At 70.7% G+C, this 22,272-nt stretch carries 21 protein-coding genes; 4 read left to right on the forward strand and 17 right to left on the reverse strand.

Annotated elements, in window-relative coordinates:
• Nucleotides 1-4: 4 nt before the first annotated feature.
• The 8 genes from serC to FOF48_RS30070 form a co-directional block, all read right to left on the reverse strand.
• Nucleotides 5-1,093, reverse strand: coding sequence for a 3-phosphoserine/phosphohydroxythreonine transaminase (gene serC / locus FOF48_RS30035; RefSeq protein ID WP_143907231.1), 1,089 nt, complete (start codon nt 1,091-1,093; stop codon nt 5-7).
• A 96-nt stretch (nt 1,094-1,189) separates the two neighbouring features.
• Entirely contained in the window at nt 1,190-1,924 is a 735-nt protein-coding gene (locus FOF48_RS30040) for a DUF2063 domain-containing protein (RefSeq protein ID WP_143907233.1), read from the reverse strand.
• Nucleotides 1,921-2,766 carry a DUF692 domain-containing protein gene (locus FOF48_RS30045; protein ID WP_143907234.1) on the reverse strand — a complete coding sequence of 282 codons (846 nt, stop codon included), beginning with the start codon at nt 2,764-2,766 and terminating at the stop codon, nt 1,921-1,923. Before FOF48_RS30045 ends, FOF48_RS30040 begins: the two co-directional genes overlap by 4 nt.
• 137 nt (nt 2,767-2,903) lie before the next feature.
• Nucleotides 2,904-3,170 carry a hypothetical protein gene (locus tag FOF48_RS30050; protein ID WP_186002131.1) on the reverse strand — a complete coding sequence of 89 codons (267 nt, stop codon included), beginning with the start codon at nt 3,168-3,170 and terminating at the stop codon, nt 2,904-2,906.
• A 54-nt stretch (nt 3,171-3,224) separates the two neighbouring features.
• Nucleotides 3,225-3,860: a YceI family protein gene (locus FOF48_RS30055; protein WP_143907241.1), complete on the reverse strand. Its 636-nt coding sequence runs from the start codon at nt 3,858-3,860 to the stop codon at nt 3,225-3,227.
• 94 nt (nt 3,861-3,954) lie between these two features.
• Nucleotides 3,955-5,370, reverse strand: coding sequence for a hypothetical protein (locus FOF48_RS30060; protein ID WP_143907243.1), 1,416 nt, complete (start codon nt 5,368-5,370; stop codon nt 3,955-3,957).
• Nucleotides 5,371-5,510: 140 nt separating this feature from the next.
• Complete coding sequence (locus FOF48_RS30065) at nt 5,511-6,254, reverse strand: TetR/AcrR family transcriptional regulator (protein ID WP_143907245.1); 744 nt, start codon at nt 6,252-6,254, stop codon at nt 5,511-5,513.
• A gap of 9 nt (nt 6,255-6,263) precedes the next feature.
• The gene (locus FOF48_RS30070) at nt 6,264-6,788 is read right to left on the reverse strand and encodes a PaaI family thioesterase (protein ID WP_143907247.1); all 525 of its coding nucleotides are present in this window, start codon (nt 6,786-6,788) and stop codon (nt 6,264-6,266) included.
• A gap of 153 nt (nt 6,789-6,941) precedes the next feature.
• Between FOF48_RS30070 and fabF the strand changes: the two genes are divergently transcribed.
• The 3 genes from fabF (at nt 6,942) to FOF48_RS30085 (ending at nt 10,983) form a co-directional block, all read left to right on the forward strand.
• Entirely contained in the window at nt 6,942-8,192 is a 1,251-nt protein-coding gene (gene fabF, locus FOF48_RS30075) for a beta-ketoacyl-ACP synthase II (protein ID WP_143907249.1), read from the forward strand.
• A 315-nt stretch (nt 8,193-8,507) separates the two neighbouring features.
• Complete coding sequence (locus FOF48_RS30080; RefSeq protein ID WP_143907251.1) at nt 8,508-10,112, forward strand: short-chain fatty acyl-CoA regulator family protein; 1,605 nt, start codon at nt 8,508-8,510, stop codon at nt 10,110-10,112.
• Between the two features lies 1 nt (nt 10,113).
• Entirely contained in the window at nt 10,114-10,983 is an 870-nt protein-coding gene (locus tag FOF48_RS30085) for a tetratricopeptide repeat protein (RefSeq protein WP_143907253.1), read from the forward strand.
• Nucleotides 10,984-11,016: 33 nt separating this feature from the next.
• On the opposite strand, the gene FOF48_RS30090 is transcribed toward FOF48_RS30085, so the two are convergent.
• The 3 genes from FOF48_RS30090 to FOF48_RS30100 all read right to left on the reverse strand — a co-directional run bounded on the left by FOF48_RS30090 (nt 11,017) and on the right by FOF48_RS30100 (nt 13,296).
• On the reverse strand, nt 11,017-11,454 hold the full coding sequence (locus tag FOF48_RS30090) for a hypothetical protein (protein ID WP_143907255.1): 438 nt from the start codon (nt 11,452-11,454) through the stop codon (nt 11,017-11,019).
• Nucleotides 11,455-11,492: 38 nt separating this feature from the next.
• Entirely contained in the window at nt 11,493-12,275 is a 783-nt protein-coding gene (locus FOF48_RS30095; RefSeq protein WP_143907257.1) for a sulfite exporter TauE/SafE family protein, read from the reverse strand.
• Nucleotides 12,276-12,399: 124 nt separating this feature from the next.
• A complete protein-coding gene (locus tag FOF48_RS30100) occupies nt 12,400-13,296 on the reverse strand; it encodes a hypothetical protein (RefSeq protein ID WP_143907259.1) in 897 nt (298 codons plus the stop codon).
• Between the two features lie 146 nt (nt 13,297-13,442).
• On the opposite strand from FOF48_RS30100, the gene FOF48_RS30105 reads away from it, so the two are divergent.
• Entirely contained in the window at nt 13,443-15,041 is a 1,599-nt protein-coding gene (locus FOF48_RS30105) for a leucyl aminopeptidase (protein ID WP_143907261.1), read from the forward strand.
• Nucleotides 15,042-15,078: 37 nt separating this feature from the next.
• On the opposite strand, the gene FOF48_RS30110 is transcribed toward FOF48_RS30105, so the two are convergent.
• The 6 genes from FOF48_RS30110 to ruvB all read right to left on the reverse strand — a co-directional run bounded on the left by FOF48_RS30110 (nt 15,079) and on the right by ruvB (nt 22,199).
• Entirely contained in the window at nt 15,079-15,720 is a 642-nt protein-coding gene (locus tag FOF48_RS30110; RefSeq protein ID WP_143907457.1) for a hypothetical protein, read from the reverse strand.
• A 126-nt stretch (nt 15,721-15,846) separates the two neighbouring features.
• Complete coding sequence (locus FOF48_RS30115; protein WP_143907263.1) at nt 15,847-17,085, reverse strand: DUF4388 domain-containing protein; 1,239 nt, start codon at nt 17,083-17,085, stop codon at nt 15,847-15,849.
• Between the two features lie 29 nt (nt 17,086-17,114).
• Complete coding sequence (locus FOF48_RS30120) at nt 17,115-18,209, reverse strand: thioredoxin domain-containing protein (RefSeq protein WP_143907265.1); 1,095 nt, start codon at nt 18,207-18,209, stop codon at nt 17,115-17,117.
• Nucleotides 18,210-18,265: 56 nt separating this feature from the next.
• The gene (gene lpxC, locus FOF48_RS30125) at nt 18,266-19,210 is read right to left on the reverse strand and encodes a UDP-3-O-acyl-N-acetylglucosamine deacetylase (RefSeq protein ID WP_143907267.1); all 945 of its coding nucleotides are present in this window, start codon (nt 19,208-19,210) and stop codon (nt 18,266-18,268) included.
• A gap of 448 nt (nt 19,211-19,658) precedes the next feature.
• On the reverse strand, nt 19,659-21,146 hold the full coding sequence (locus FOF48_RS30130; RefSeq protein WP_143907268.1) for a hypothetical protein: 1,488 nt from the start codon (nt 21,144-21,146) through the stop codon (nt 19,659-19,661).
• Nucleotides 21,147-21,161: 15 nt separating this feature from the next.
• A complete protein-coding gene (ruvB, locus tag FOF48_RS30135) occupies nt 21,162-22,199 on the reverse strand; it encodes a Holliday junction branch migration DNA helicase RuvB (protein WP_143907270.1) in 1,038 nt (345 codons plus the stop codon).
• Nucleotides 22,200-22,272 lie beyond the last annotated feature (73 nt).

Consider the following 22,272-nt stretch of genomic DNA (forward strand, 5'->3'; position numbering starts at 1 on the left):
GAGCCTAGCCGTGCATCTTCACGAAGTGATCCATGAAGGACGTCAGTGTTTTGACGTCCTGCGGCGAAACCGCGTTGTAGAGCGACACGCGGATGCCGCCCGCGGTGCGGTGGCCCTTGAGGCCCACCATCTGCGCCTGCTTCGCCTCGGCGACAAAGGCCGCATCCAGCTCCTCCGTGGGGAGGTGGAAGACGACGTTCATCACTGAACGGGACTCGCGCTCCACCGGGGCCCGGTAGAACCCCGGATTCCGGTCGATGGCGGCGTACAAGTCTTCCGCCTTCTCCCGGTTGCGCCGCTCCAGCGCGGGCAGGCCGCCCAACCCCTTCACCCACGCGAGCACGTTGCGCACCAGGTAGATGGCCAGGGTGGGGGGCGTGTTGTAGAGCGAGTTGTTCTCCGCGTGCGTGCTGTAGCGGAAGTACTTGGGGATGTCCTTGCGCCCCTTCGCGATGAAGTCCTTCGCGGCGATGATCAGCGTGACGCCGGAGGGCCCCAGGTTCTTCTGCGCGCCCGCGTAGATGAGCGCGAAGCGGCTCACGTCGGTGGGCTTCCAGAGGAAGTCGGAGCTCATGTCCGCCACCAGCGGCACGCGGCCCACGTCCGGGAAGGTGTGCCACTGCGAGCCGAAGATGGTGTTGTTGCTCGTCAGGTGCACGTACGCGGCCTGGGGGTCGAGCTGGAGCTCGGCCTGCCTGGGGACGCGCTGGTAGCGCTTGTCCGCCTGCACGGTGGTGGCCGCGACGCGCGGCGCGCCGAAGTACCTGGCCTCGTCGAAGGCCTTCTCGCTCCACACCCCGGTCATCAGGTAGTCGGCGGAGGCCCCCTGCGTGAGGAAGTTCATGGGCACCTGGGCGAACTGCTGCGACGCGCCGCCGGTGAGGAACAGCACCTGGTGCGTGGCCGGGATGCCCAGCAGCTCCGTCAGCAGCGCGACGGCCTCGTCGTGGACGCCCTCGTAGTCCTTGCCACGGTGGCTGTGCTCCATCACGGACATGCCCGTGCCGTGGAAGTCGAGCAGCTCATCCCGGGCCTGCTCCAGGGCCGGCAGGGGCAGACCGGCGGGGCCGGCGTTGAAGTTGATGACGCGCATGGCGGGGACCTCACGGTGGGGAACGACGTCCCCCCATTCTTCCCCCCGACCGGCCCCTGGAGGCCAGCGCGAAGCGTCGCGCCCGTCCGCCTCCTGTCAGGAGCGCGCCGCCGGCGTCAGCACCAACCCGTCCTTCGCGAAGCGCCCCACCTCCGCGAGGACGTCCGGGGCCGCCATCCCGGTGGCCTGGGAGACGGCCTCCGCGGACAGCCCCTCCACCGCCATCTTCAGCACCAGCAGCGCGGGCGGCGTGGCCTCCATGTAGAAGGTCACCAGCCGCTCCGGGTGGCGCCAGAGCAGCGCCAGCTCGCTCCCCTCCGCCGGACGGGCCTCCTCGCCGCGGCTCCGCACGAACGCGCAGAGGCGGTAGGGGTGCTCCAGCACCGCGAGCGTCGGGTTGGGCGTCAGGCGCTCCACGCGCTCGGGCACGACCTCCTCGGAGGCGAACACCGCGAAGTCCGTCCACTCGAAGCGCGCCAGCGCGGGCAGGAACGCGGGCAGCCCCCGCGCGCCGGTGACGTCCGAGACGAAGGGCGCGAAGCCCTCGCCCAGCCGGTTGAGCTCGTGGTGACGCGCGGGCCGCGTGCGGGTGTAGCCCTCCACCAGCCCGTCCCAGGCGTCGGCGGACACGGCCTTGCGCGTCAGCGGGAAGAGCTTCTCCAGCGTGGAGCGCACGTGGCCGCGCACGAACTGGCCATAGAGCGCCATGCGCTCCGGGTCCACGACCCAGCCCGGATGCGTCGCGGCCAGCGCCGACACGCCCTCCGCGCCCGGTGGCCCCGCGAGGTACGTCTCCATGCTGTCGAAGAAATGCTTCAGCGAGGCCTTCATCGCGTCACCTCCGCGAGCACGCCCCGCGCCAGGTCCGCCTCGTCCAGGACCGCGTCCAGGGAGGGGATGGACTGATCCCACTCCACCAGCGTGGACACCGGGCCGGTGCGCTCCAGCGTGTAGCGGTACAGCGCCCACACGTCGTCGCAGACGCGGTCGCCGTGCGTGTCGATGAGCACCGTCTCCCCCACGTCGTGCCCGGCCAGGTGCACCTGCACCACGCGCTCCAGGGGCAGCGCGTCCACGAAGGCGCGCGGGTCGTAGCCGTGGTTCTTCGCGTTGACCCAGACGTTGTTCACGTCCAGCAGCAGGCCGCAGTCCGCGGCCTCCACCACCTGGCGCAGGAAGTCCGCCTCCTTCAGCGTGCCGCCGGGCATGGCCGCGTAGTAGCTGGGGTTCTCCAGGAGGAAGGGCCGCTCCACGCGCGCCATCACCTCGCGCACGCGCGGCACCACGTGCTCCACCGCGGCCTCCGTGAAGGGCAGCGGCAGCAGGTCATGCAGGTACACCCCGCCCAGCCGCGAGTAGCACAGGTGGTCGGAGAAGAACGGCGAGTCCAGGCGCTTCACCAGCGCGGCCAGCCGGGTCACGTAGTCGTCGTCCAGCGCGTCCGGCCCGCCAATGTCCAGCCCCACCCCGTGCGGCAGGAGCGTCCAGCGCTCACGGCACGCATCCAGGGCGCGCTGGGAGCGCCCGCCCAGCGTGAGGAAGTTCTCCGGGATGATCTCCACCCAGTCCAGGGCGCGCGGCGTGCGCGGCAGCGCTTCGTAGAAGTCGCGGCGCAGCCCGATGCCCGCCCCCAGCGGCTTCAACCCATGGCGGTCTGCGTAGCGGGGCGACATGCGGCACTCCTCCTGGAACTCGGAGCTCGAAGACGGCTCTGGCGGGGGTGGAAACAACACGGGCGGCAGGAAGAACCCTTCCCACCGCCCGCGAGCCTGGGAGGAGGCCTGTCACCCAGGCCCTCCCGAGGGGCTGACTACTTCTTGCCGCCGCAGGAACCGGAGCCGCAGGAGCCCGCGCCACAGCTGCCCTCGGCGCCCTTCTCCGGGGTCGCGGCCGGCTTCGTGCCGCAGCTGCCCTCGGCGCCCTTCGCATCCGCGGGCTTCGCGCTGCAGTTGGCCTCGGCGGCCTTCTCGGACGAAGCGGCCTGCGAGCCCTCCGCCGCCTTCGTGGACGCACAGCCGGTGGCCAGCGCGCCGAGGGACAGGGTGCCGACAACCGCCGCAAGAGCCTTGACGTTCATGTGTTGCTTCCTTTCGTACCGCGTGGGGGGTGTGACTACAGGGAGGATCATCAACTACGGCTTGAACTGCGTGGAGCCCCAGGCGTCGACGGTGACCTCCGCCTTCTCGCCCACCTTCAGCAGCAGCGCCTCGGTGCGCTGGATGCCGTAGGCCTCCAGGGGAATCTGGAACTTCGCGCGCACGCGCAAGAGCTCGCCCGCGGCGCGGTTCTTCGTCTCGGCCGTCTCCTGGAGGTACGTCGCCGTCACCTCCACGGGCTCCTCGCGCGTGACGCCATGGATGGAGAACGTGCCCTTCGTCTTCACCACCACCGGCTTCGCGTTGGCGAGCGGCGCGGGCAGGGCCACGTCCTTGAACTCGAAGACGATGGCCGGGAACTTCGCCGCATCCAGCCAGCGGTCGTTCTGCAGGTGGCCGTCACGCGTCTCGTTGCCCGTCTTGATGGAGCTCACCGGGACCTGGAAGCGGCCACTGGCCTTCTGGCCCTTCACCTCCACCTGCCCCCGCACCTGGTTGGAGAGGCCGTTGATGACCTCCAGCGGCGCGTCCAGCACGAACATCACCGTGTCCCGGCTGTTCGGGTCGTTGAAGACGAAGCGCTTCTCGGCGGTGGCGGGCGCGGGAGCAGGCTCGGCGGCGGACGCGGACAGCGACAGGGCGGCGGCGAGCATCAGGACGCTGCGGAACATGGCGGACCTCATCTACGGAAGCCGCGGACCTCGCGGATGCATGCCATACGCGCCATCCGAAACACCGGTTACAGCCCTTTCCCTTTCCGGGTGTTCACCCCCCGTCATCCGGGGACCGCTCACCGTCCATCGCCTCACGCAGCCGGCTGCCGGGCGCAGCATGGAGCTTGACGCCACCCGGGTCAATTCGGACGCCAAGATTATCCAACAAGGCATCTAATTCTGAGAAGGCGGGAGTCGTGAGGTGGCGGGCGAGCAGCGCGTCGAAGAGCGGCTGGCCGGCGACGGTGTCCACGGCGGCGCCGAAGCTCCCGAGCGAGGACGTGGGCCCGCGAGTGGCGAGCAGCTCCAGCACGTCCTCCAGGCGGGCCCGGCCGTGCGTCACGCGCCGCAGCTCGACGTCCAGGTGGAGCGCGAAGAACGCGCCGGTCCAGTAGATGCCCTGCCACTCGCCCTCGCGCGCGACGACCTCCGCCATGGTGCGGGAGCGGGCGGCGGACCGGCCGCGCGCGAAGCCCGACGTCAGCTCCTTCCATGCCTGCTCCGCCGTCTGGCGCCCGGAGCGGGCGCGGGCGACCTCCGTGTAGTAGGTGGCCAGCCCTTCCGTGAGCCAGGCCACGCGGGGCAGCAGCGTCGGGTGCGCCAGGTGCAGCATCTCGTGGAGGGCGACCCAGTCCCCCGCGAAGGACGCGGCGGTGGCGTCCTGGCCCACGAGGATGGAGATGCTGGGCGGGGAGCTCCACTGGACCATGCCGAAGAGCGCGGGCGAGTCCTCGCCGGGCACGGGCACGACGCGCACGGTGATGCGCGGGTGTGGGAAGGCCTTGCGGATGGTGCCCACTTCACGAGCGGCCTGCTGGAGCCACGCGCAGAGGTCCGCGTCCGACAGGTGCGTGAAGGAGCCCAGCAGCGCGACCTCCAGCACGGAGGCGCCGACGCGCGCCTCGCACCTGCGGCCCCCGAAGCCGTGGAAGCCCGAGTCCACCAGGTCCTCGCCGCGCAGGTGGTACACGCCGCCGTCATCCGCGCGCCAGGGGAGGAGCGCGGACGTGCCGGACACGGTGAGGTCCACGCGCAGGCGGGGCGTCACCGTGCGCGGGCGCAGGAGGTAGGCCTTTCCGGCGACGTGCCAGGAGTCCTGGTCCCCCATGCCGAAGAAGAAGGACCAGCCGCCTCCGCGCGAGGGAGCCAGCGGGTAGTGGTAGCGAAGGAAGCGCGTCCCCGGGGGCACGTGCACCGCGCCGTCACGCAGGCGCAGGGCGTCCGAGGAGCCGTCCTCGCGCCAGGCCCACACCGTGTCCACGCGCTCCGGCTGCCGGAAGAGGAAGTCGCTCGGGGACGACGGCAGGAGGACGATCTCCACGTCCAGGGCCGGCTGGGGCTGGCGCGTGTACGCGATGTTGTAGCGAAGGGACGCGGAGTCCTTCGAGGGCAGCGCGGGTGGAACCACCGCGCACGCGTTCAGCATGAGCGCGAGGCCCAGGAGCCAGGCGCGAGGCCCCGTCGTCATCCCGTGACTCATCAGCCCCCCACGCATCGCGGTCCGGCGACAAGAACCCCACGGCGCCCCCCATGCCGTCCAGTCCCGAGTGACGCCTCGCGAGGACGAGCGTCGGAAGGTGGGCGGCCGCCAGGGAGCAGGGCCGGGGCTCAGTGGGGCTTCGGCTTCCGTGCGGGCGGGGAGCGACGCGGGCCACTGGCCCCCCGGGAACGACCGGCGCGCGGCGTCCGGACCGAGGCCTTCTTCCGCGAGGAGGACGCCCTGGCGTCGTCCTGCCCCGAGCGCAGCCGCGGGCCCGCCTCCCCGGCCCCTGGCACCGGTGGGCCCGCGAGCAGCAGCGCTCGCGCCGCGTCGAGGATCTCCCCCGACAAGGCCCGCGACCCCGAGGCCCTCGCGAGCGTCATCGCGCCGAAACACAGCGCCACCGTGGCCAGCATCTGCTGCCGGGGCGTCGCGCCTTCGCGGGCCGGGAGCTGCTCCTGTCCCGCGGACGTCAGGTCCTCCAGCCCCTGGACGAACGCGGCCTGCACCCGGGGCGTCGCGCGCGTCAGGTCCGACAGGAGCGACGGCATCATGCAGCTCGTCTGCCCCGTGTCCCGGTTGTAGAGGCTCAGGTAGCGCCGCGCGAAGTGCTCCAGGAACGCCGGGCCCTTCAGCCCCTCCAGCCCCGAGAGCCAGAGCGACCTGCGCTCCTCCATGAACGCGCGCAGCGACTCCGCGAGCAGCGCCTCCTTGGACGCGAAGTGGGCGTAGAAGCCGCCCACCGTCAGGCCCGCGGCGCGCATCACCCGCTCCACGCTCGCCCCGCTGAAGCCCTCCGCGCGGAACAGCTTCTCCGCGGCCGCGAGGATGCGCGCGTGCGTGGCATGCTTGTGTTCGGCGGTGTAGCGCATCGCGGGCTCCTACTCCTTGCCGCCCGGAGCCGGCGGCCGGAACACCATGCACGTCGTGGTGCCGTGCGCGTAGAGCGTCCCCTTCTCGTCCACCAGCCGTCCCTGCGCCGTCGCCACGCGCCCCCCCAGGTGGATGACCTCCCCCTTGCAGAGCAGCGGCCCGGTGTCATGCGCGATGCCCTTCACGTAGTTCACGTGGAGCTCCAGCGTCGTGTAGCCCGCGCCCACCGGCAGCAGCGAGTGGATGGCGCACCCCATGGCGGAGTCCATCAGCGTGGCCGCCAGCCCGCCGTGCACCATGCCGATGGGGTTGTAGTGGTACTCCCCGGGCTTCACCGAGAACACCACCCGCCCCTCCTCCACCTCCACCGGCGCGAAGCCCATCAGCTCCGCGATGGGCGGCCCCGGCAGCTCGCCGCGCTGGATGGCGCGCAGGTACTCCAACCCGGACAGCGTCTTCGCCGCCGCGGCGCCCTCCCGGGGGTCCTTCCACGTCACCGTCCGCGTGCGCGGGTTCACGGGCTGCTCGCTCATCAGGGGGCTCCTCTTCCGGTTGAATGACCCACATCATTCCATCCGCCGCTTGAATGCCCGGACGCCTGCTCCGTCCGTGAGTCTCAGGCTTGAATGGATGGAAGGATGGTCATAATACCATCCCGTTCAATGACCGGGGTCAAGGAGGCTTCCATGGGGCAGCGACGCGTCGTGGTGACGGGAATGGGGCTCATCAGCCCGTGTGGCACCGGCGTGGAGAAGAGCTGGGAGTCGCTGGTGAACGGCCGGAGCGGCGTGGGGCCCATCACCCTCTTCGACGCCAGCCCGCTGGACTGCCGCTTCGCGGGCGAGGTGAAGGACTTCGACCCGGAGGCGTACATCGAGCGGCGCGAGGCGCGGCGCATGGATCGCTTCGCGCAATTCGCGGTGGTGGCGGCGGACATGGCCATCGCGGACGCGGGGCTCGTCATCACCCCGGAGAACGCCGAGCGCGTGGCGGCCATCATCGGCTCCGGCATTGGCGGCATCTCCAGCCTGGAGGAGACGTACAAGAAGGCGCTGGAGAAGGGCCCGGACCGCATCAGCCCCTTCTTCATCCTCCAGATGATCATCAACATGGCGCCCGGCTACGTCTCCATGCGCCACGGCCTCAAGGGCCCGTCCTGGTCCACCAACTCCGCGTGCTCCACCAGCGCCCACGCCATCGGCGAGGCCCTGCGCGGCATCCAGCGCGGCGAGTTCGACGTGGCGGTGGCCGGCGGCGCGGAGGCGCCCATCTCCCTGCTGGGCGTGGGCGGCTTCGCCGCGATGAAGGCGCTGTCCACCCGCAATGACGCCCCCCAGGCCGCCAGCCGCCCGTTCGACCGGGACCGCGACGGCTTCGTGCTCGCGGAAGGGGCGGGCATCCTCGTCCTGGAGGAGTACGAATTCGCCCGCGCCCGGGGGGCCCGCATCCTCGCGGAGCTGACGGGCTACGGCGCCAGCTCCGACGCCCACCATGTCACCGCCCCCGCGCCCGAACACGAGGGCGCCCAGCGCGCGATGAGGGCGGCCCTGAAGGACGCGCGCCTCGCCCCCGCCGACATCGGCTACCTCAACGCGCACGGCACCTCGACGGACATCGGCGACCTGCTGGAGATGGAGGGCGTCGCCCGCGTCTTCGGCGACGCGGCGAAGACGCTGGCCATCTCCTCCACCAAGTCCATGACGGGCCACATGAACGGCGCGGCCGGGGCCGCGGAGGCCGTCATCAGCATCCTCGCCCTCACCCGGGGCGTCCTGCCCCCCACCATCAACCTGGACCACCAGGACCCGCGCATCCCGCTCGACTGCGTGCCCAACACCGCCCGCGAGACGCGCGTGAACGCCGTGATGAGCAACTCCTTCGGCTTCGGCGGCACCAACGTCGCCCTCGTCTTCCAACGGGCCCCGGGGGCTCGGTAGCGCGTTGTAAAAAATCTGGCGCCCGTTTACTGACTTTTTCCCAGTCCTGCCGCACCGCGTTGGTCAAGGGTTGACAGCGCGGCCTCCCGGCGCGCCCGCCGCACACCGGGGCCGACTGAAAGCGCTGTGATTACATGCAATTACGTGAACCTGAGTCCAGGGTGGGGGCAGTCAACCCTTCGCGCGTCGCCTGCGGGACAGCGCTGCGGTGGATCGAAAACGTTGATTGCAAATCGGTAAATCGATTTGCAGAGTGGATCCAGAGACCCGGTGTCGGAACACGTCGCCTGACGGGGCCCGCCGGGGGTTGGAGCCATGAACAACGACAACGCTCTGAACGCGAACGTGGGGCTGAAGCTTCGAGGCCTGCGTTTGCAGCGGAACATCAAGCAGGCGGACGCCGCCAAGGACCTGGGCGTGTCGCCCGCGTACCTGAACCTCATCGAGAAGGGCAAGCGCGTGATGCCCTTCCCGCTGCTCTGGAAGGCGCTGCGCTACTTCGAGCAGGACCCTGAACAGTTCATGTCCACGCTGGGTGAGGGCCGCGTGGACGAGGCCCTGGCGAAGCTGTTGGACGAACCGCTGCTCAAGAGCCTGGACATCGACTCGGAGTCGCTCCAGTCGCTGTCCGCCGAACCGAAGCTGGCGGGCACCGTCGCGGCGCTCTTCAACCTCTACAAGAACACGCGCACGCAGCTGGAGAACGTGCTCGCGCAGCTCAACGTGGAGGAGCGCACGCGCACGCAGGGCTCGCCCTCCGGGGTGGGCAACACGCCGGGCGTGCGCTTCGACTACTCGCCCTTCGACGAGGTCAGCGACTTCCTGGAGAAGCACCGCAACTACTTCCCGGAGCTGGAGGAGCAGGCGGAAGGGCTGCGCCGCGACTTCCGCCTGGAGCAGCAGCTCACCAGCAGCCAGCTCATCCGGATGCTGGAGGAGCGCTTCGACTTCCGGGTGCAGATCGAGCGCGCCGCCAGCGGCTCATCCGTGGTGCGCCGGCTGGACCTGGACGCGCGCACGCTCACGCTGTCGCCGGACCTCACCGAGCAGCCCCTGAAGTTCCAGGTGGCGGCCTCCATTGGCCTGATGGTGATGGACCGCGAGAAGCTGGTGGAGCGCATCCTGGGCGCCGGGCGCATGCGGCACGGTGAGACGGAGCGGCTCATCAAGGTGAACCTGGCGAACTACTTCGCCGGCGCGCTGATGCTGCCCTACGGCGAGTTCTTCAAGGAGGTGCAGCGCACGCGCTACGACGTGGAGCTGCTCTCCAACGTCTTCGGCACCACCTACGAGACGGTGGCCCACCGCATCTGCAACCTGTCCGACCCCAAGCGCCAGGGGCTGCCGTTCCACTTCCTGCGCGCGGACATCGCGGGGAACATCTCCAAGCGCTACAGCGGCACCGGCATCCGCTTCGCGTCGGGCGGCGGCTCGTGCGCGAAGTGGGCGGTGCACCTGGCGTTCCTCAACCCGTCGCAGATCACCCGGCAGTACTCCATCATGCCGGATGGCACGACGTACTTCTGCTTCGCCAAGGTGCAGCTGCAGCCCATCGAGGGCTCCATCGTGAAGGGCACGGCGTACTCCATCGGCCTGGGCACGCACGCGGAGAACGCGAAGTACCTGGCGTACGGCCTGCCCACCAACGACCTGCGCAAGGACGCCATCCCCAGCGGCATCTCCTGCCGCTTCTGCGAGCGCACGGACTGCAACCAGCGCGCGGCCGCCAGCTACCGCTTCGCGTTCGCGTTCGACGAATACACGAAGAAGGACTGCTTCTTCTCCCCGCTGCTGGTCCACGAGAAGGAGAAGGGCGAGCGCAACGGGCACCACGAGCCGGCTGGAAACGGGGCTGAAGGCGGCGAGAAGCACGATTCGCTGGACAGGGGCGCCCGCCGCCGCAAGGTTCACGAGAACTGACATGCACCCGTCCGACACCGAACGCGCCCACATCACCGACGCCATCCAGAAGCAGAAGAACGCGCTCGCCACCCTGCGCATCACCGGCGCCCCCACGGAGGTGGGCCAGGGGCTGGTGGCGCTCGCGGAGCTGCACGGGATGTTGGAAGACCACGCGCAGAGCCGTGAGCACTACGAGGAGGCCCTGGGCTTCTTCAAGACCGCGGGCAACAAGCCCGGCCAGGCGCAGGCCCTCTTCGGCCTGGGCGTGGTGAAGGCCCACTTCGAGGACCACAAGGGCGCCATCGAGCAGATGGCCACCGCCGCCCTGCTCTTCAACGAGTCGCGCGACCGCGAGGGCGAGGCCCTCACCCGCGCCTGCATCGGCGAGTCCCTGCGCGCCCTGGGCCAGGCGGACGCCGCCGAGGAGAAGTACCAGGAGGCGCTCATCCTCTTCCGCCAGACGCGCAACACGGAGCGGATGGCGCGGCTGCTCCTGGACATTGGCGACCTGCGCATGGCCAAGGGCGAGTACGAGCCCGCGCGGAAGCGCTTCCTGGAAGCGGTGCCGCTCCTGGAGCAGGGGGAGGACCCGGAGGCGCTCGCGCTGGGCCACCTCCTGCTGGGCGAATCCGAAGGGCTGCTGGGCCACCACGACAACGCCCGGCCGCACCTGCTGCGCGCGGTGGACGTGTACGGCGAGCTGCACGACCACGTCTACGAGGCCCGCGCCCGGTGGGACCTGGGGCTGTCCTGCTACTACCTCCAGGACTTCCCAGCGGCCCGCGAGCAGTTCGAGGCGGTGCTGCCGATGTACGAGGACCTCCAGCAGCACGACGAGGTGGCGAAGGTGAAGAACGTGCTCGCGCACTTCACCGCGCGCGGCGTGTAGCCCGCGCGCGGTCCGGTGCGTGCGCCTCCAACGTCAGGCCTGGAAGCCCGCGCCCACCGCGATCGCCAGCAGACTGATGACGCCCGCGGCGATGGCGGCGTAGCGCCACTCGCCGCGCAAGCCCAGCAGCGTTCCCGCCATCGCCAGCCGCGCCACCGGCGTCACCAGGAGCATGGACGCCGCTGCCTTGCGCAGCAGGTCGATGGCCACGTGCACGGACTCGTCGCGCGGCAGCAGCTCCAGCACGAGCGACGCGATGAACAGCCCGCCGCTGATGACCGCCCCGGTGCGCAGCATGCGCGCGATCCACCGCTCACCGGCGGCGAGCCGCCCCTCCCCCCGCCGGACGCGGGTGTGCGTCTCCGGTTGGGTGATGGGCTCTTGCTGGAGCTCTCGATGGAGCGCGCCTCCCAGCGCCACCGACGTCGCCTGGGCGCCGCGCGGTGGCGGCCCTGCGTCCGGCACCCTCATCGACGGGGGGATACCGCGTAGCTCAGGCTCCGTTTCACTCATTTCCATAGACTCGGCCACAACCCCTCCCCTCCCTTCCACAACATCTGTCCGGCCACCGCGAGCAGCACGACGGCGAAGAGCTTCTTCAGCACCGCGGTGGGCAGCTTCAGCATCAGCCGGCTGCCCACGGACGCGCCGCCCAGCACGCCCACCACCAACGGGGCCACGAGCCCCAGGTTCAGCTGGCCGCGCCACGCGTAGGCCGCCACGCTCGCGGCGCCGGTGACGCCCACCATCAGGTTGCTGGTGGCGCTGGCGACCTTGAAGGGCACGCGCATCCCGTAGGTCATCAGCGGCACCTTCAGCGGTCCCCCGCCCACCCCCAGCAGCGCGGACAGGCCGCCCGCCACGAAGGAGCCGGAGATGCCCAACGGGTAGTTGCGCGGCAGGTAGTTGGCCGCCGTCGCCGGCTCCTGGACGGGCTTGCGCAAGAGCATCATCTGCAGCGCGACGAAGAGGGTGAAGAGGCCGAAGACCACCGCCACCATCGCCTCCGCGACGAAGGCCGCGACCAGCCCTCCCACGATGGCCCCCATCACCGTGGCGAGCTCGAGTGTCAGCCCCAGCCGTAAGTCGCTGAGCTTGTTCTCCACGTAGCTGGCGGCGGCGGCGCAGGAGTTGGCCACCACGCACATCAAGCTCGCGGGCACGGCCTGCTCCAGGGGGATTCCGAATCCCAACACCAGGACCGGCACCAGGACGATGCCGCCCCCGATGCCCAGGAGCGCCCCCAGCCCACCCGCCAACACACCCGCCGCCATGAGGAGGAATACCGTCATTCCCTATCGAGGATAGGAGGCACTCCGCGCTTCGGATAGCGCTACGCCCCGGAGGGCAGCGGGCTTGACTGGCCGGATGCCCGGCACCCGGACACGGCCTCGGACTCGGGCCGTGATTGCACGTTCACTGCGAGGCGGTGGCGCCCAGCGTGCCCTCTGGAAACTCCTCCAGGAAGCGCGCGCGCGTACGCGGCGTATAGGTGCCGCGCGCCATGTAGCCGTGCAGCCTCTTGAGCAGCCCGCGCGTCACCTCCAGCGCGGCGTCCACCTCCGCCGTGAAGTCGAAGTGATCATTGCGGTACAGCTCCTGGAAGGAGAGCTGCGAGTACGCCGGCAGTGCGCGCACGCGCCCCAGCGGGCTCGCGAGGAAGAGGCCGGAGACATAGAGACCGCGCACCCAGCCATCCACCTCCGCCTTGGTGGGCGCCTGCCCCACGCGCTCCTGCGACGCCAGCCGCACCAGCTCGTAGATGCCCCGGCCAATGCCGCGCAGCGGGATGCCCTCGCTCTTCACCACCTGGAAGTGCTCGCGCATGCGGGCGGTGCCAACACCGTCCGTGCCATCCTGTTCACGCAGGAAGAAGAGCGACTGGGCCCACTCCACCTGGCGGCGCGCATCCCAGGCCCGCTCGCCCTTGCGGCGGTGGCGGATGACCAGCTGGTCCACCAGGGGGTGGAGCCGCCGGTCCAGGCTCAGGTGCATGAAGTAGCCCGCGAGGATGGCCAGGCCCGCCTCGGTGCCCACCAGGGCCCCTGACGCGACGAGCTCCGCCATCTTCAGGCCCAGGCCCACCGGCGCGCGCTCGTGGTACAGCCGCGCGAAGGGGGGCCAGCCGGCCTCTGGGAGCATCAGGCCCAGCCCCCCGCGCACGCCCGCGCACAGCGGCAGGTCCGGCAGCGCCGCGCCGAAGCGTGCGTACGGCAGGTCCTCGGACAACGCGCGCACCCAGTCGGCGGGGAGCCCGTCCGGGCGGGCCGCCAACCGTTCGATGGCCGTCAGATGGAGCAGCAGGGTGGGCATTGGGAGTGCACAGCTATCCAGCGCGCCGGGGCATTGCAATGCCGGAGTGGCAACCAGCGCTTTGCGAGCAACACGCCCCGCGTCTACAGTCGCGCCCCTCGGATCATCGCCTTCCCCCCTCTTTGCGTCCAGGAGTCCAAGTCGCCATGCAATTCAGTCTCGTCTCCGGTGAAGCCGCGCCGGTGAGCGGTGAGCTGCTCGTCATCCCCCTCTTCGAGGGCGAGCTGGGTGATTCCGCCCCCGCGCCGCTGGCCGCCGCGGACTCGGCCCTGGATGGCAAGCTGCGCGCCGCCGCCACCCAGGAGGGCTTCAAGGGAAAGGTGGACCAATCCTTCCTGATGCACACCCTGGGGCGCCTGGGCTCCGACCGCGTCCTGCTGCTGGGCCTGGGCAACCGCGCGCGCTTCCAGCCGGAGGTGCTGCGGCTCGCCGCGGGCCGCGCGGCGAAGACGGCGCAGCGGCTGAAGTCCACCGCCATCGGCTTCCGCGTGCCCGCCACGGACAACGCGGAGGGCGCCGTGCGCGCGGTGGTGGAGGGCCTGGAGCTGGGCGTCTACCGCTTCGACAAGTACAAGTCCGCCGCGCGCGAGGACAAGGGCGCCCCGAAGCTCACCCGCGCCACGCTGTCGCTGCCCGCGGGCACGGAGAAGTCGCGCGCGCTCGAGGACGCGCTGGCGCTGGGCCTGAAGCTGGCGGAGGCCGTCAACTGGGCGCGTGACCTGGTCAACGAGCCCCCCAACGTCGTGACGCCCACGCGGCTCGCGCAGGCCGCGCAGCAGGCCGCCAAGGAGGGCGGGCTCCAGGCGGAGATCGGCGGGCGCAAGGAGATCGAGCGCCTGAACATGGGCATGTTCCTGGGCGTCACCGCCGGCAGCGTGCAGGAGCCCCGGCTCATCCACCTGGTCTACACGCCGAAGAACGCGAAGGACGCGAAGCGCGCGCCGCTGGCGCTGGTGGGCAAGGCCATCACGTTCGACTCGGGCGGCCTGTCGCTCAAGCCCACCGAGGGCATGGTGGAGATGAAGACGGACATGGCGGGGTCCGCCGCCGTGCTGGCCGCCATGAAGGTGATTGGCTCCGTCGTGAAGCCGCCCTTCCCGGTGCATGCCTTCATCGGCGCGTGCGAGAACATGCCGTCCGGCACGGCGTACAAGCCGGGCGACATCCTCACCGCGCGCTCGGGCAAGACGGTGGAGATCACCAACACGGACGCGGAAGGCCGCCTCGTGCTGGGCGACATGCTCACCTGGGCCGGCGAGCACGAGCCGTCCGCCATCATCGACCTGGCGACGCTCACGGGCGCGTGCATGGTGGCGCTGGGCAACTACATCGTGGGCGCCTTCGGCGACGACGATGACACGGTGAACAGCGTGCTGACGGCCGCGCGCACCGCGGGCGAGGAGATGTGGCGCCTGCCGGTCAGCGACCTGCAGAAGGACGCGCTGCGCTCGGAAGTGGCGGACATGAAGAACTCCGGCGAGCGCTGGGGCGGCGCCATCAACGCGGCGCTCTTCCTCAAGGAGTTCGTCGGCGACACGCCTTGGGTGCACCTGGACATCGCGGGGCCGTCCAACAGCCCCAAGGAGCGCGGCTACCTCAACAAGGGCGGCACCGGCGTCGGCGCGCGCACGTTGGTGGAGCTGGTGCGCCAGCAGGCCGCGCGCATCGCCGCGCAGCCGGAGCCCACCCCGCCGGCCCCCGCGAAGGCCGCGAAGCGCGCCAAGGGCAAGGCGGCCCGCGGGTAGTGCTCAGGGGCTCCGGGCCCGGAGCCCCGCTCCGCCGCTAACGCGGATCGCCGGGTTCGGGCTCCGGCGCACCGGGCGTGGCTCGCACGGCCACGCTCGGCTCGGGCAGCGGACGGACGCCCGCCATCAGGGCGTCCACGCTCGCCGTGATGTCGGCGGAGGCCTCCGTGGGCCAGGTGGCCAGCATCATCAGGACGCGGCCGGAGTTGCCCTCGCGCACGGCCACCTTGCCGCGCACGCCCTCCCCCACCTGGAAGTCGAACCCCACCGCGCTGTCCGACAGCGCGATGGGCTGGGGATCCGTGGTGGTGAAGCCCGGCTGCTGGCGCAGCCCCTGCGTCAGCCGCTCCGCGAACTGGGTGGGCGTCGCCACGCCGGGCGCCACCTGCAGCACGACCTGGGCCCCCGTCACGCGGTGGCGCAGGACGACGGGAATCGCGAGCCCCTCCGGGGTGCGCTCGTTCGTCTCGTCCAGCGACCACTCCGCCGTGGGCCGGACGATTTCAAACCCCAGGTCCTCGTCCACGTAGCGCCGCGTGGTGGACGCGACGGCTGAATCGTCATGGCCGGAGCCGGAGCCGCCCGTGCCGGGCTCCCCCTTCGTCACCGCGGTCCGGGACGCGCCGCACGCCGTGCTCAGCAGAAGCACTCCCCACCCCAACATCCGCATCGCGCCCATGTCGCTCGTCCCCCGCCAGCCACCAACCGTGGCGACGAACGTGGCCACCCGGGCCAGGGGCCGCCAGGGGCACATGGGGGGGCTCCGGGGGCGGTGTCCGACGGCGGAAACTCCCGCGGCGGCGCGCTACGACAGTCCCCCCTGGAGGGTGCGGTAGGTGTTGGCCAGGCGCTCCGCCACGTCCGCCGGCAGCACGTTGCGCGCGGAGAAAAGGGCGTAGGACACGAACGCGTCCAGCGCCTCCAACGCCATGGCGCGGCCCACCGCCTCGCCGCCGCTGGTGGACACGTTGGCGCGCAGGCGGGCCACGTCCACGCGCCCGTCCGGCCCCACCGTGACGCCCTGGTAGGCGTTCTCCAGGCCCGGGGGCGGCGCATCCACGAAGCCACGCAACAGGTCCACGTCGCGGCCCGCCTCGCGCAGCGCGCGGTGCACCAGCGACAGGAGGAGGTTGTAGCGCTCCTCCGCGGACAGCAGCTCCCAGGCCATGCCCTCCACCGCGGGGCCCGGAGTGGGCACCACCTCCGCGGCCCGGACGGACAGGTGGCCGCCGCGCACCGCCTCCTCCACGCCGCTGTAGAAGGCGTACTGGCTGCCCGCGTACGCGGCCCGCAGCGTCCCCAGCGACGTGCCGCCGCCCAGCTTCGCGAACAGGGCCTCCTCGCCAGGCAGCGCGCCCTGGAGGCCGGGCGTCACGTGCATGTCGTCCGGGAAGCGGCGGCGCAGCCGGCCCGTCTCCTCCGCGCGCTTGATGCCGGTGAGCACCAGGTCGCGCGTGCGCTCCGGCAGCTTCACCGCGTCCACCGCCGGGGCCTTGGCCTCCAGGAAGAGGAAGCTGCCCTCCACCATCTCGAAGAGGTTGAGCACCACCTCGCGCACCACGAACGTCATCGCGCTGTAGAGGCTGGCCTCGGTGACGATGCCCTGCGACGTGAGCACCTGGCCAATGCGGCGCGCGGGCGTCACCTGCGCGAGCGCCTGGGTGAGGCGCCCTTCCGTGATGAGCCCCAGCCGCACCATCACCGCGCCCAGCCGCTCCCACCGCTCGCTGGAGGTGGCGAACACCACCTGGCCGTCGCGGAAGGCCACCGTGCGGCGCACGGCGCCGTGCTGCACGACGAGCTGGCCGGTGCGGATGCCCGAGAGAATCTGGGCGAACACCTCCTCGACCGAGAGCGTCCCCAGGCTGCCGGCGAAGAAGCCGGACGCGCCGTGGGACTCCGGGAGGAGCACCAGCCCCTCCGGCGCGAGGAAGTGCGCCGAAAGGGGCCGGGTGGGAGAAACGACAGCGGCGAGCGGCCGCTCCAATTCGAGCGAAGCCGCCTCACCGCTCACGCGGGGCGTGGCCCTGGGTTTGGACGCCACCGCATCCCTCCCTCGATGCGCGCTGGAAGCTACTTCGCGCCCTTCAGCTCCGCATCGATGACGCTCTGGAACTCGCTGAAGGGCTGCGCGCCCGACAGCATGATGCCGTTGATGAAGAACGCCGGCGTGCCGTTGACGCCCACCTTGGAGCCGTCCGCCTGGTCCGCCTTCACCGTCGCGGCCTTCTCGCCGGAGTCGAGGCAGGCGTTGAACTTGGCGGTGTCCAGCTTCAGCTCGCCCGCGTACTTCTTCAGGTCATCCACGCCCAGCGCCGACTGGTTGGCGAAGAGCTTGTCGTGCATGTCCCAGAACTTGCCCTGGTCGTTGGCGCACAGCGAGGCCTCGGCGGCCTTCTGCGCCTGCTTGTGGAAGTCCAGGGGGAACTGGCGGAACACCAGGCGCACCTTGTCGCCGTAGGTCTTCGTCACCTCGTCCACCGTGCCGATGGCGCGGCTGCAGAACGGGCACTGGAAGTCGCTGAACTCCACGATGGTGACCGGCGCGTTCTCCGGGCCCTTGGCCGGGCCGGTGGCGGCGACCTGCTTGCGCTCCACCGGGCCGCGCGGGGGCTCCGGCAGCTCGTACTTCACGTTCGCGTTCTGGCGCAGGGACTCGAAGAACTTCTGGGCCACGTCCTGCTTCTGCTGGCCGGAGAGGAAGTCCACGATCTGCGGCTTCATCTGCTCGTAGGTCGCGCCCGGGGGCAGCTGGCCCTTGGCGCCCTCGAAGACCTCCTTGATCTTCTCTTCCGGAGGCGCGGGGATCTTGTCGTCGATCTCCGCCTTGAGCAGCTGGTCTTCGGTGATGTTGCGCTTCGCCGCCTCTTCCTTCACCAGGCGCTCGGTGACGAGCCCCTCCAGGCCGCGCTTGCGCAGCTGGTACTTCTGCTTGTCCAGGTTCGCCAGCGGCTCCTTGATGCGCTCGTTGAGCTCACCAAACGTCACCTTCTGACCGTTGCCGAAGGTCGCCACCACCGTGTCCGGTGCGGGCTCCGCGGCATTGCCGGCCTGGGCCTGTGCCGCGGGCGCCTGGGCATTGGCCGGTGCCTTCTCCTTGTTGCAGCCGGCGGTGAGGGATGCCGCGAGGAGAGCGGCCAGGGCGATGCGAGTAGAGCGCATGGACATAGGCCGCCGACTTAATAGAGGTCCCCGGGGCTGGCAAGCAATTGCCAACCGGTCGCTCAGGCGACCAGGGGCTCCAGCTCCAACGCACCCGCGAGGCTCGGGCGACCCGGCTCGCGGCCTTCCACCACCCGGCGGCTCGCGACGACGATGTCGAAGCAGGACGGGTCCGCCAGCACCTTGCGCACCAGCTTGTGATTGAGCGCGTGGCCCGTCTTGAACGCCGTCATGTGCCCGATGACGGGCCGGCCAAACAGGGACACGTCGCCGATGGCGTCGAGGATCTTGTGGCGGACGAACTCGTCCGGGAAGCGCAGGCCGTCCGGATTGAGGATGGCGGCCTCGTCCACGACGACGGCGTTCTCCAGCGACCCCCCGCGCGCCAGGCCCAGCGTCTTCAGCTTCTCCACGTCGCGAAGGAAGCCGAAGGTGCGCGCGCGGGAGATCTCCCGCGAGAAGCCGCGGTCGTTCACGTCCACGTCGAAGGACTGGCCCTGGATGACCGGGTGCTCGAAGTCGATGGTGCAGCTGATGCGGAAGCGGCGGGCCGGGGTGAGCGAGGCCTGCTTGTCGCCGTCCGTCACCGCCACGCTCTTCTTGATGACCAGGTACTCGCGCGGCGCGTCCAGCTCACGCGACCCGGCCTCCATGATGGCGTGGGTGAAGGGCTGGGCGCTGCCGTCCATGATGGGCACTTCCGGCCCGTCCAGCTCCGCGCGCACGTTGTCGATGCCCATGCCCGCCAGGGCCGACATCAGGTGCTCCACCGTGCCGACCTTCACGCCGTCGCGGCCCAGGGTGGTGGCCAGCGACGTGTCCACCACGTACTCCGCCAGCGCGGGGATGCTCACCGGCCGCTCCAGGTCCGTGCGCACGAAGACGATGCCGTGCCCCGCGGGCGCGGGCTTCAGGGTCAGCGTCACGGGAGCCCCGGAGTGGAGCCCCACGCCCCGGCAGATGGCCGGCTGGGAGAGGGTGCGCTGGAAGTCGGTGAACTGGAGCATGTCGGTGTCGCCTCTAGGAACTGCTTCGAACTGACGCACGCAGGGTACGGACCCGTCAGACCGTTCCGCGGCGGTCTGACGCGTTGCACATCGCAGCAATCAACATGCCACCAGCCCGTGACACAAGAACTGCCTCGCGAGACCGCCCCATCCGACCCAACCCCTTGGAACTGCTGGTGATCCCAGGGTCCAGAGACAGGACCGCGCGGACCGGGGCACGGACACCCCTCTTGGGAAACCCAGCACCGCTCCGCCCACCGTGACAGCGATGTCCGGAATTCATCCTTCAAACCCCGGCGCTCCCGGAAGCTCTCACGCCAACCGGGAGTGCGTGTCACCCACGCGACAGCGGCGCGTCTCTATCGCAGGCGAGTGCCTGGAAGCAAACGCACTCACGGGCTTCACGGGGAGTACCGGGCTTGACGGGAATCGCGCCGCCCCTGGGGGGTCAGCGGGCCGCGGGCGGCAGGAAGCGGTCGCGAAGGGCTTCGGCGTCCGGGCGATCAAACCCGCGGCCCTGGAGGAGGGAGCGGCGGCTGACGGCGTGGAAGGTGGTCTCCAGCGTCTGCGAGAAGCGCCGGAGGTCCTCCGCCAGGCGGCTGCGGATGCCGGGGCCCTCCGGCGGCCAGGGCAGCTCCACCAGCAGCGAGGTGAAGCGGTCGAAGGCGTCGTAGTCCGCGTAGCGCAGCAGCTGGTAGCCGCCGTCGTGGAAGTAGTCGAGGAACGACTTGAGGGCGTCCAGCACGCGCTCCGCGGCGGTGACGTCGTCGGCGCGCAGGTGGCCCTCGGCGGCGCGGCACAGCTGGGCGTAGACCCACAGGTCCTTGCGCAGACGCAGCGCGGCGTCCTGGGCGCTGGTGAGGTGGGCGAAGGCCTCTTCCCCCAGGGCGCCGTTGGGGGCCAGGGCGTCCACCAGCGCGACGATCTGCTGGCGCAGCAGCGTGGTGAAGGCCTCCGCGGCGCGCAGCGGGGCGGCGGGGTCGCGGTCCAGGTCCACCATCACCTCGCGGGCGATGCGGTCCGTCTCGCGGGCCAGGTCGCGCGCGGCGCGCAGCGTGGCGGCCTGGAGCGGCTTCGTGCCGGCCTTGGGGGACAGCTCCGTGTGCAGGTAGCTGGCGACGGCGGAGACCTCACCTCGCACCAGCGACAGGAGGACGCGCACGCGGCGGGGCGCGGGCGGCTGCATCTCCGGGTCCACGTGCGACAGGTAGTGCAGCACGCGGAAGAGGCCCAGGAAGGCGGTGGTGAAGAGGGGCCGCGTGTCGTGGGGCAGCGCGCCCAGCACGTCCAGCAGCCGCACGGAGCGAAGCCGGTCGTATTCGACGCGGAACTCCAGCGGGCGGAACGGGCGGAAGTAGCGGTTGAGGACGATCTCCCGGAGCGTCAGCTTGCCCACGTCCTGGAACAGCGACAGGCCGATGAGCGGCAGCTGGAGGAGGTTGTCGAGCAGGTTCTTGAGCGCGTCGAACGCCTCGCGCACGACGAAGAGGCTCTCCGGGGGGGTCTCCTGGTCCAGCTCCTCTTCAATCAGCAGCCGGCGCACGCGGTCGTCCGCGAGCTGGGTCTCCACGTACTTGCGGAAGACCATCTTCGGGTCGCTGTCCGGGTCCTGCAGGTGCCGGGCGACGCGCACGGCGCGGTCCATGGCGTCGCGCACGTCCACCAGCTCCTCGTGGAAGTCGCGGGTGACGAGCGGCCGCGCGCGGGCGTCCACCACGGCGTTGTGGAGGTTCAGGTAGCGCTCCACGGCGCGCAGCCACATCTCGAACTCGAAGAGCAGCTCCTCGCGGCCCTCCACCGGGACGCCCCGGAGCCAGCGCTCGCGCTCCGCGAGGAAGCCCGCGCGCGTGGCCTGCGAGGCGCGCATCAGGTCACCGTAGAAGTCGCGGGGACTGGAGAGGACCGTGGGCACGGCGGGCGCGGGGGCTTGGCTCATGGCGGAGGGCGGGGGCTAGAAGAGGGTCCCCTGGGGTGAGCTGGGGGGCGGTGTCTTCTTGAAGTACTGGTAGGTGCGCAGCGTGGCGGTGCGGCCCCGGGGCGTGCGCATGAGGAAGCCCTCCTGCATGAGGAAGGGCTCGTAGACGTCCTCGAGCGTGTCGCGCTGTTCGCCCACGCTCGCGGCGATGGTCTCCACGCCCACCGGGCCGCCGCCGAACTTCTCCACGATGGTCAGGAGGATCTTCCGGTCCATCGCGTCCAGGCCGCTGGCGTCCACGCCCAGGCGGCTCAGCGAGTCGTGCGCCAGCTCGTAGGTGATGCGGCCGTTGCCCTCCACCTGGGCGAAGTCGCGAAGGCGGCGCAGGAGGCGGTTGGCGATGCGGGGCGTGCCGCGCGAGCGGGTGGAGATTTCACGGCTGGCGGCGCGGTCCAGGGGCACGCCGAGGATGCGCGCGGAGCGGTCGAGGATCTGCTCCAGGAACTTCGGCTCGTAGTACTCCAGCCGCTCTTGAATCTGGAAGCGGTCGCGCAGCGGCGACGTGAGCAGGCCCGTGCGCGTGGTGGCGCCCACCAGCGTGAAGGGCGGCAGGTCGATCTTCATCGCGCGGGCCGCGGGCCCGGTGTCGATGGTGATGTCCAGCCGGAAGTCCTCCATCGCCGGGTAGAGGTATTCCTCCACGGCGGCGTTGAGGCGGTGGATTTCGTCGATGAAGAGGATGTCCCGCTCGTTGAGGTTGGTGAGCAGGCCCGCCAGGTCGCCCTTGCGCTCCAGCGCGGGGCCGCTGGTGACGTGGATGCCCACGCCCAGCTCGTTCGCGATGAGGTGCGCGAGCGACGTCTTGCCCAGGCCGGGGGGCCCGGAGAACAGGCAGTGGTCCAGCGCCTCGCCCCGGCTCTTCGCCGCGGCCACGTAGACCTTGAGCTTCTCGACGACCGCGCCCTGTCCCACGTACTCGTCGAAGGTGCGCGGGCGCAGGGAGGCCTCCAGCCGGATGTCTTCCGGCTGAACATCTCCCGAGAGGGTGTCGTCAGACTTCCTCGCCATCGCCATTCCGACCCTATACAGCGAAGGGGGCGCGTGTCGCTGCCCTTCTGGCGGCGCTAGACTCGGAGCGGCACGCCGA

The sequence above is a fragment of the Corallococcus sp. Z5C101001 genome, assembly GCF_007352635.1.
GTDB classification, from domain to species: domain Bacteria; phylum Myxococcota; class Myxococcia; order Myxococcales; family Myxococcaceae; genus Corallococcus; species Corallococcus silvisoli.

Bases quoted from the DNA above. Each gene is read 5' to 3' on its own strand.
- FOF48_RS30060 (WP_143907243.1), bottom strand. From the start codon at position 5,370: ATGACGACGGGGCCTCGCGCCTGGCTCCTGGGCCTCGCGCTCATGCTG.
- FOF48_RS30100 (WP_143907259.1), bottom strand. From the start codon at position 13,296: ATGCCCACCCTGCTGCTCCATCTGACGGCCATCGAACGGTTGGCGGCC.
- FOF48_RS30130 (WP_143907268.1), bottom strand. From the start codon at position 21,146: ATGAGCCAAGCCCCCGCGCCCGCCGTGCCCACGGTCCTCTCCAGTCCC.
- FOF48_RS30090 (WP_143907255.1), bottom strand. From the start codon at position 11,454: ATGAGGGTGCCGGACGCAGGGCCGCCACCGCGCGGCGCCCAGGCGACG.
- FOF48_RS30070 (WP_143907247.1), bottom strand. From the start codon at position 6,788: ATGAGCGAGCAGCCCGTGAACCCGCGCACGCGGACGGTGACGTGGAAG.
- FOF48_RS30095 (WP_143907257.1), bottom strand. From the start codon at position 12,275: ATGACGGTATTCCTCCTCATGGCGGCGGGTGTGTTGGCGGGTGGGCTG.
- serC (WP_143907231.1), bottom strand. From the start codon at position 1,093: ATGCGCGTCATCAACTTCAACGCCGGCCCCGCCGGTCTGCCCCTGCCG.
- lpxC (WP_143907267.1), bottom strand. From the start codon at position 19,210: ATGCTCCAGTTCACCGACTTCCAGCGCACCCTCTCCCAGCCGGCCATC.
- FOF48_RS30065 (WP_143907245.1), bottom strand. From the start codon at position 6,254: ATGCGCTACACCGCCGAACACAAGCATGCCACGCACGCGCGCATCCTC.
- FOF48_RS30120 (WP_143907265.1), bottom strand. From the start codon at position 18,209: ATGTCCATGCGCTCTACTCGCATCGCCCTGGCCGCTCTCCTCGCGGCA.
- fabF (WP_143907249.1), top strand. From the start codon at position 6,942: ATGGGGCAGCGACGCGTCGTGGTGACGGGAATGGGGCTCATCAGCCCG.
- FOF48_RS30110 (WP_143907457.1), bottom strand. From the start codon at position 15,720: ATGGGCGCGATGCGGATGTTGGGGTGGGGAGTGCTTCTGCTGAGCACG.
- FOF48_RS30105 (WP_143907261.1), top strand. From the start codon at position 13,443: ATGCAATTCAGTCTCGTCTCCGGTGAAGCCGCGCCGGTGAGCGGTGAG.
- FOF48_RS30045 (WP_143907234.1), bottom strand. From the start codon at position 2,766: ATGTCGCCCCGCTACGCAGACCGCCATGGGTTGAAGCCGCTGGGGGCG.
- FOF48_RS30055 (WP_143907241.1), bottom strand. From the start codon at position 3,860: ATGTTCCGCAGCGTCCTGATGCTCGCCGCCGCCCTGTCGCTGTCCGCG.
- ruvB (WP_143907270.1), bottom strand. From the start codon at position 22,199: ATGGCGATGGCGAGGAAGTCTGACGACACCCTCTCGGGAGATGTTCAG.
- FOF48_RS30050 (WP_186002131.1), bottom strand. From the start codon at position 3,170: ATGAACGTCAAGGCTCTTGCGGCGGTTGTCGGCACCCTGTCCCTCGGC.
- FOF48_RS30085 (WP_143907253.1), top strand. From the start codon at position 10,114: ATGCACCCGTCCGACACCGAACGCGCCCACATCACCGACGCCATCCAG.
- FOF48_RS30040 (WP_143907233.1), bottom strand. From the start codon at position 1,924: ATGAAGGCCTCGCTGAAGCATTTCTTCGACAGCATGGAGACGTACCTC.
- FOF48_RS30080 (WP_143907251.1), top strand. From the start codon at position 8,508: ATGAACAACGACAACGCTCTGAACGCGAACGTGGGGCTGAAGCTTCGA.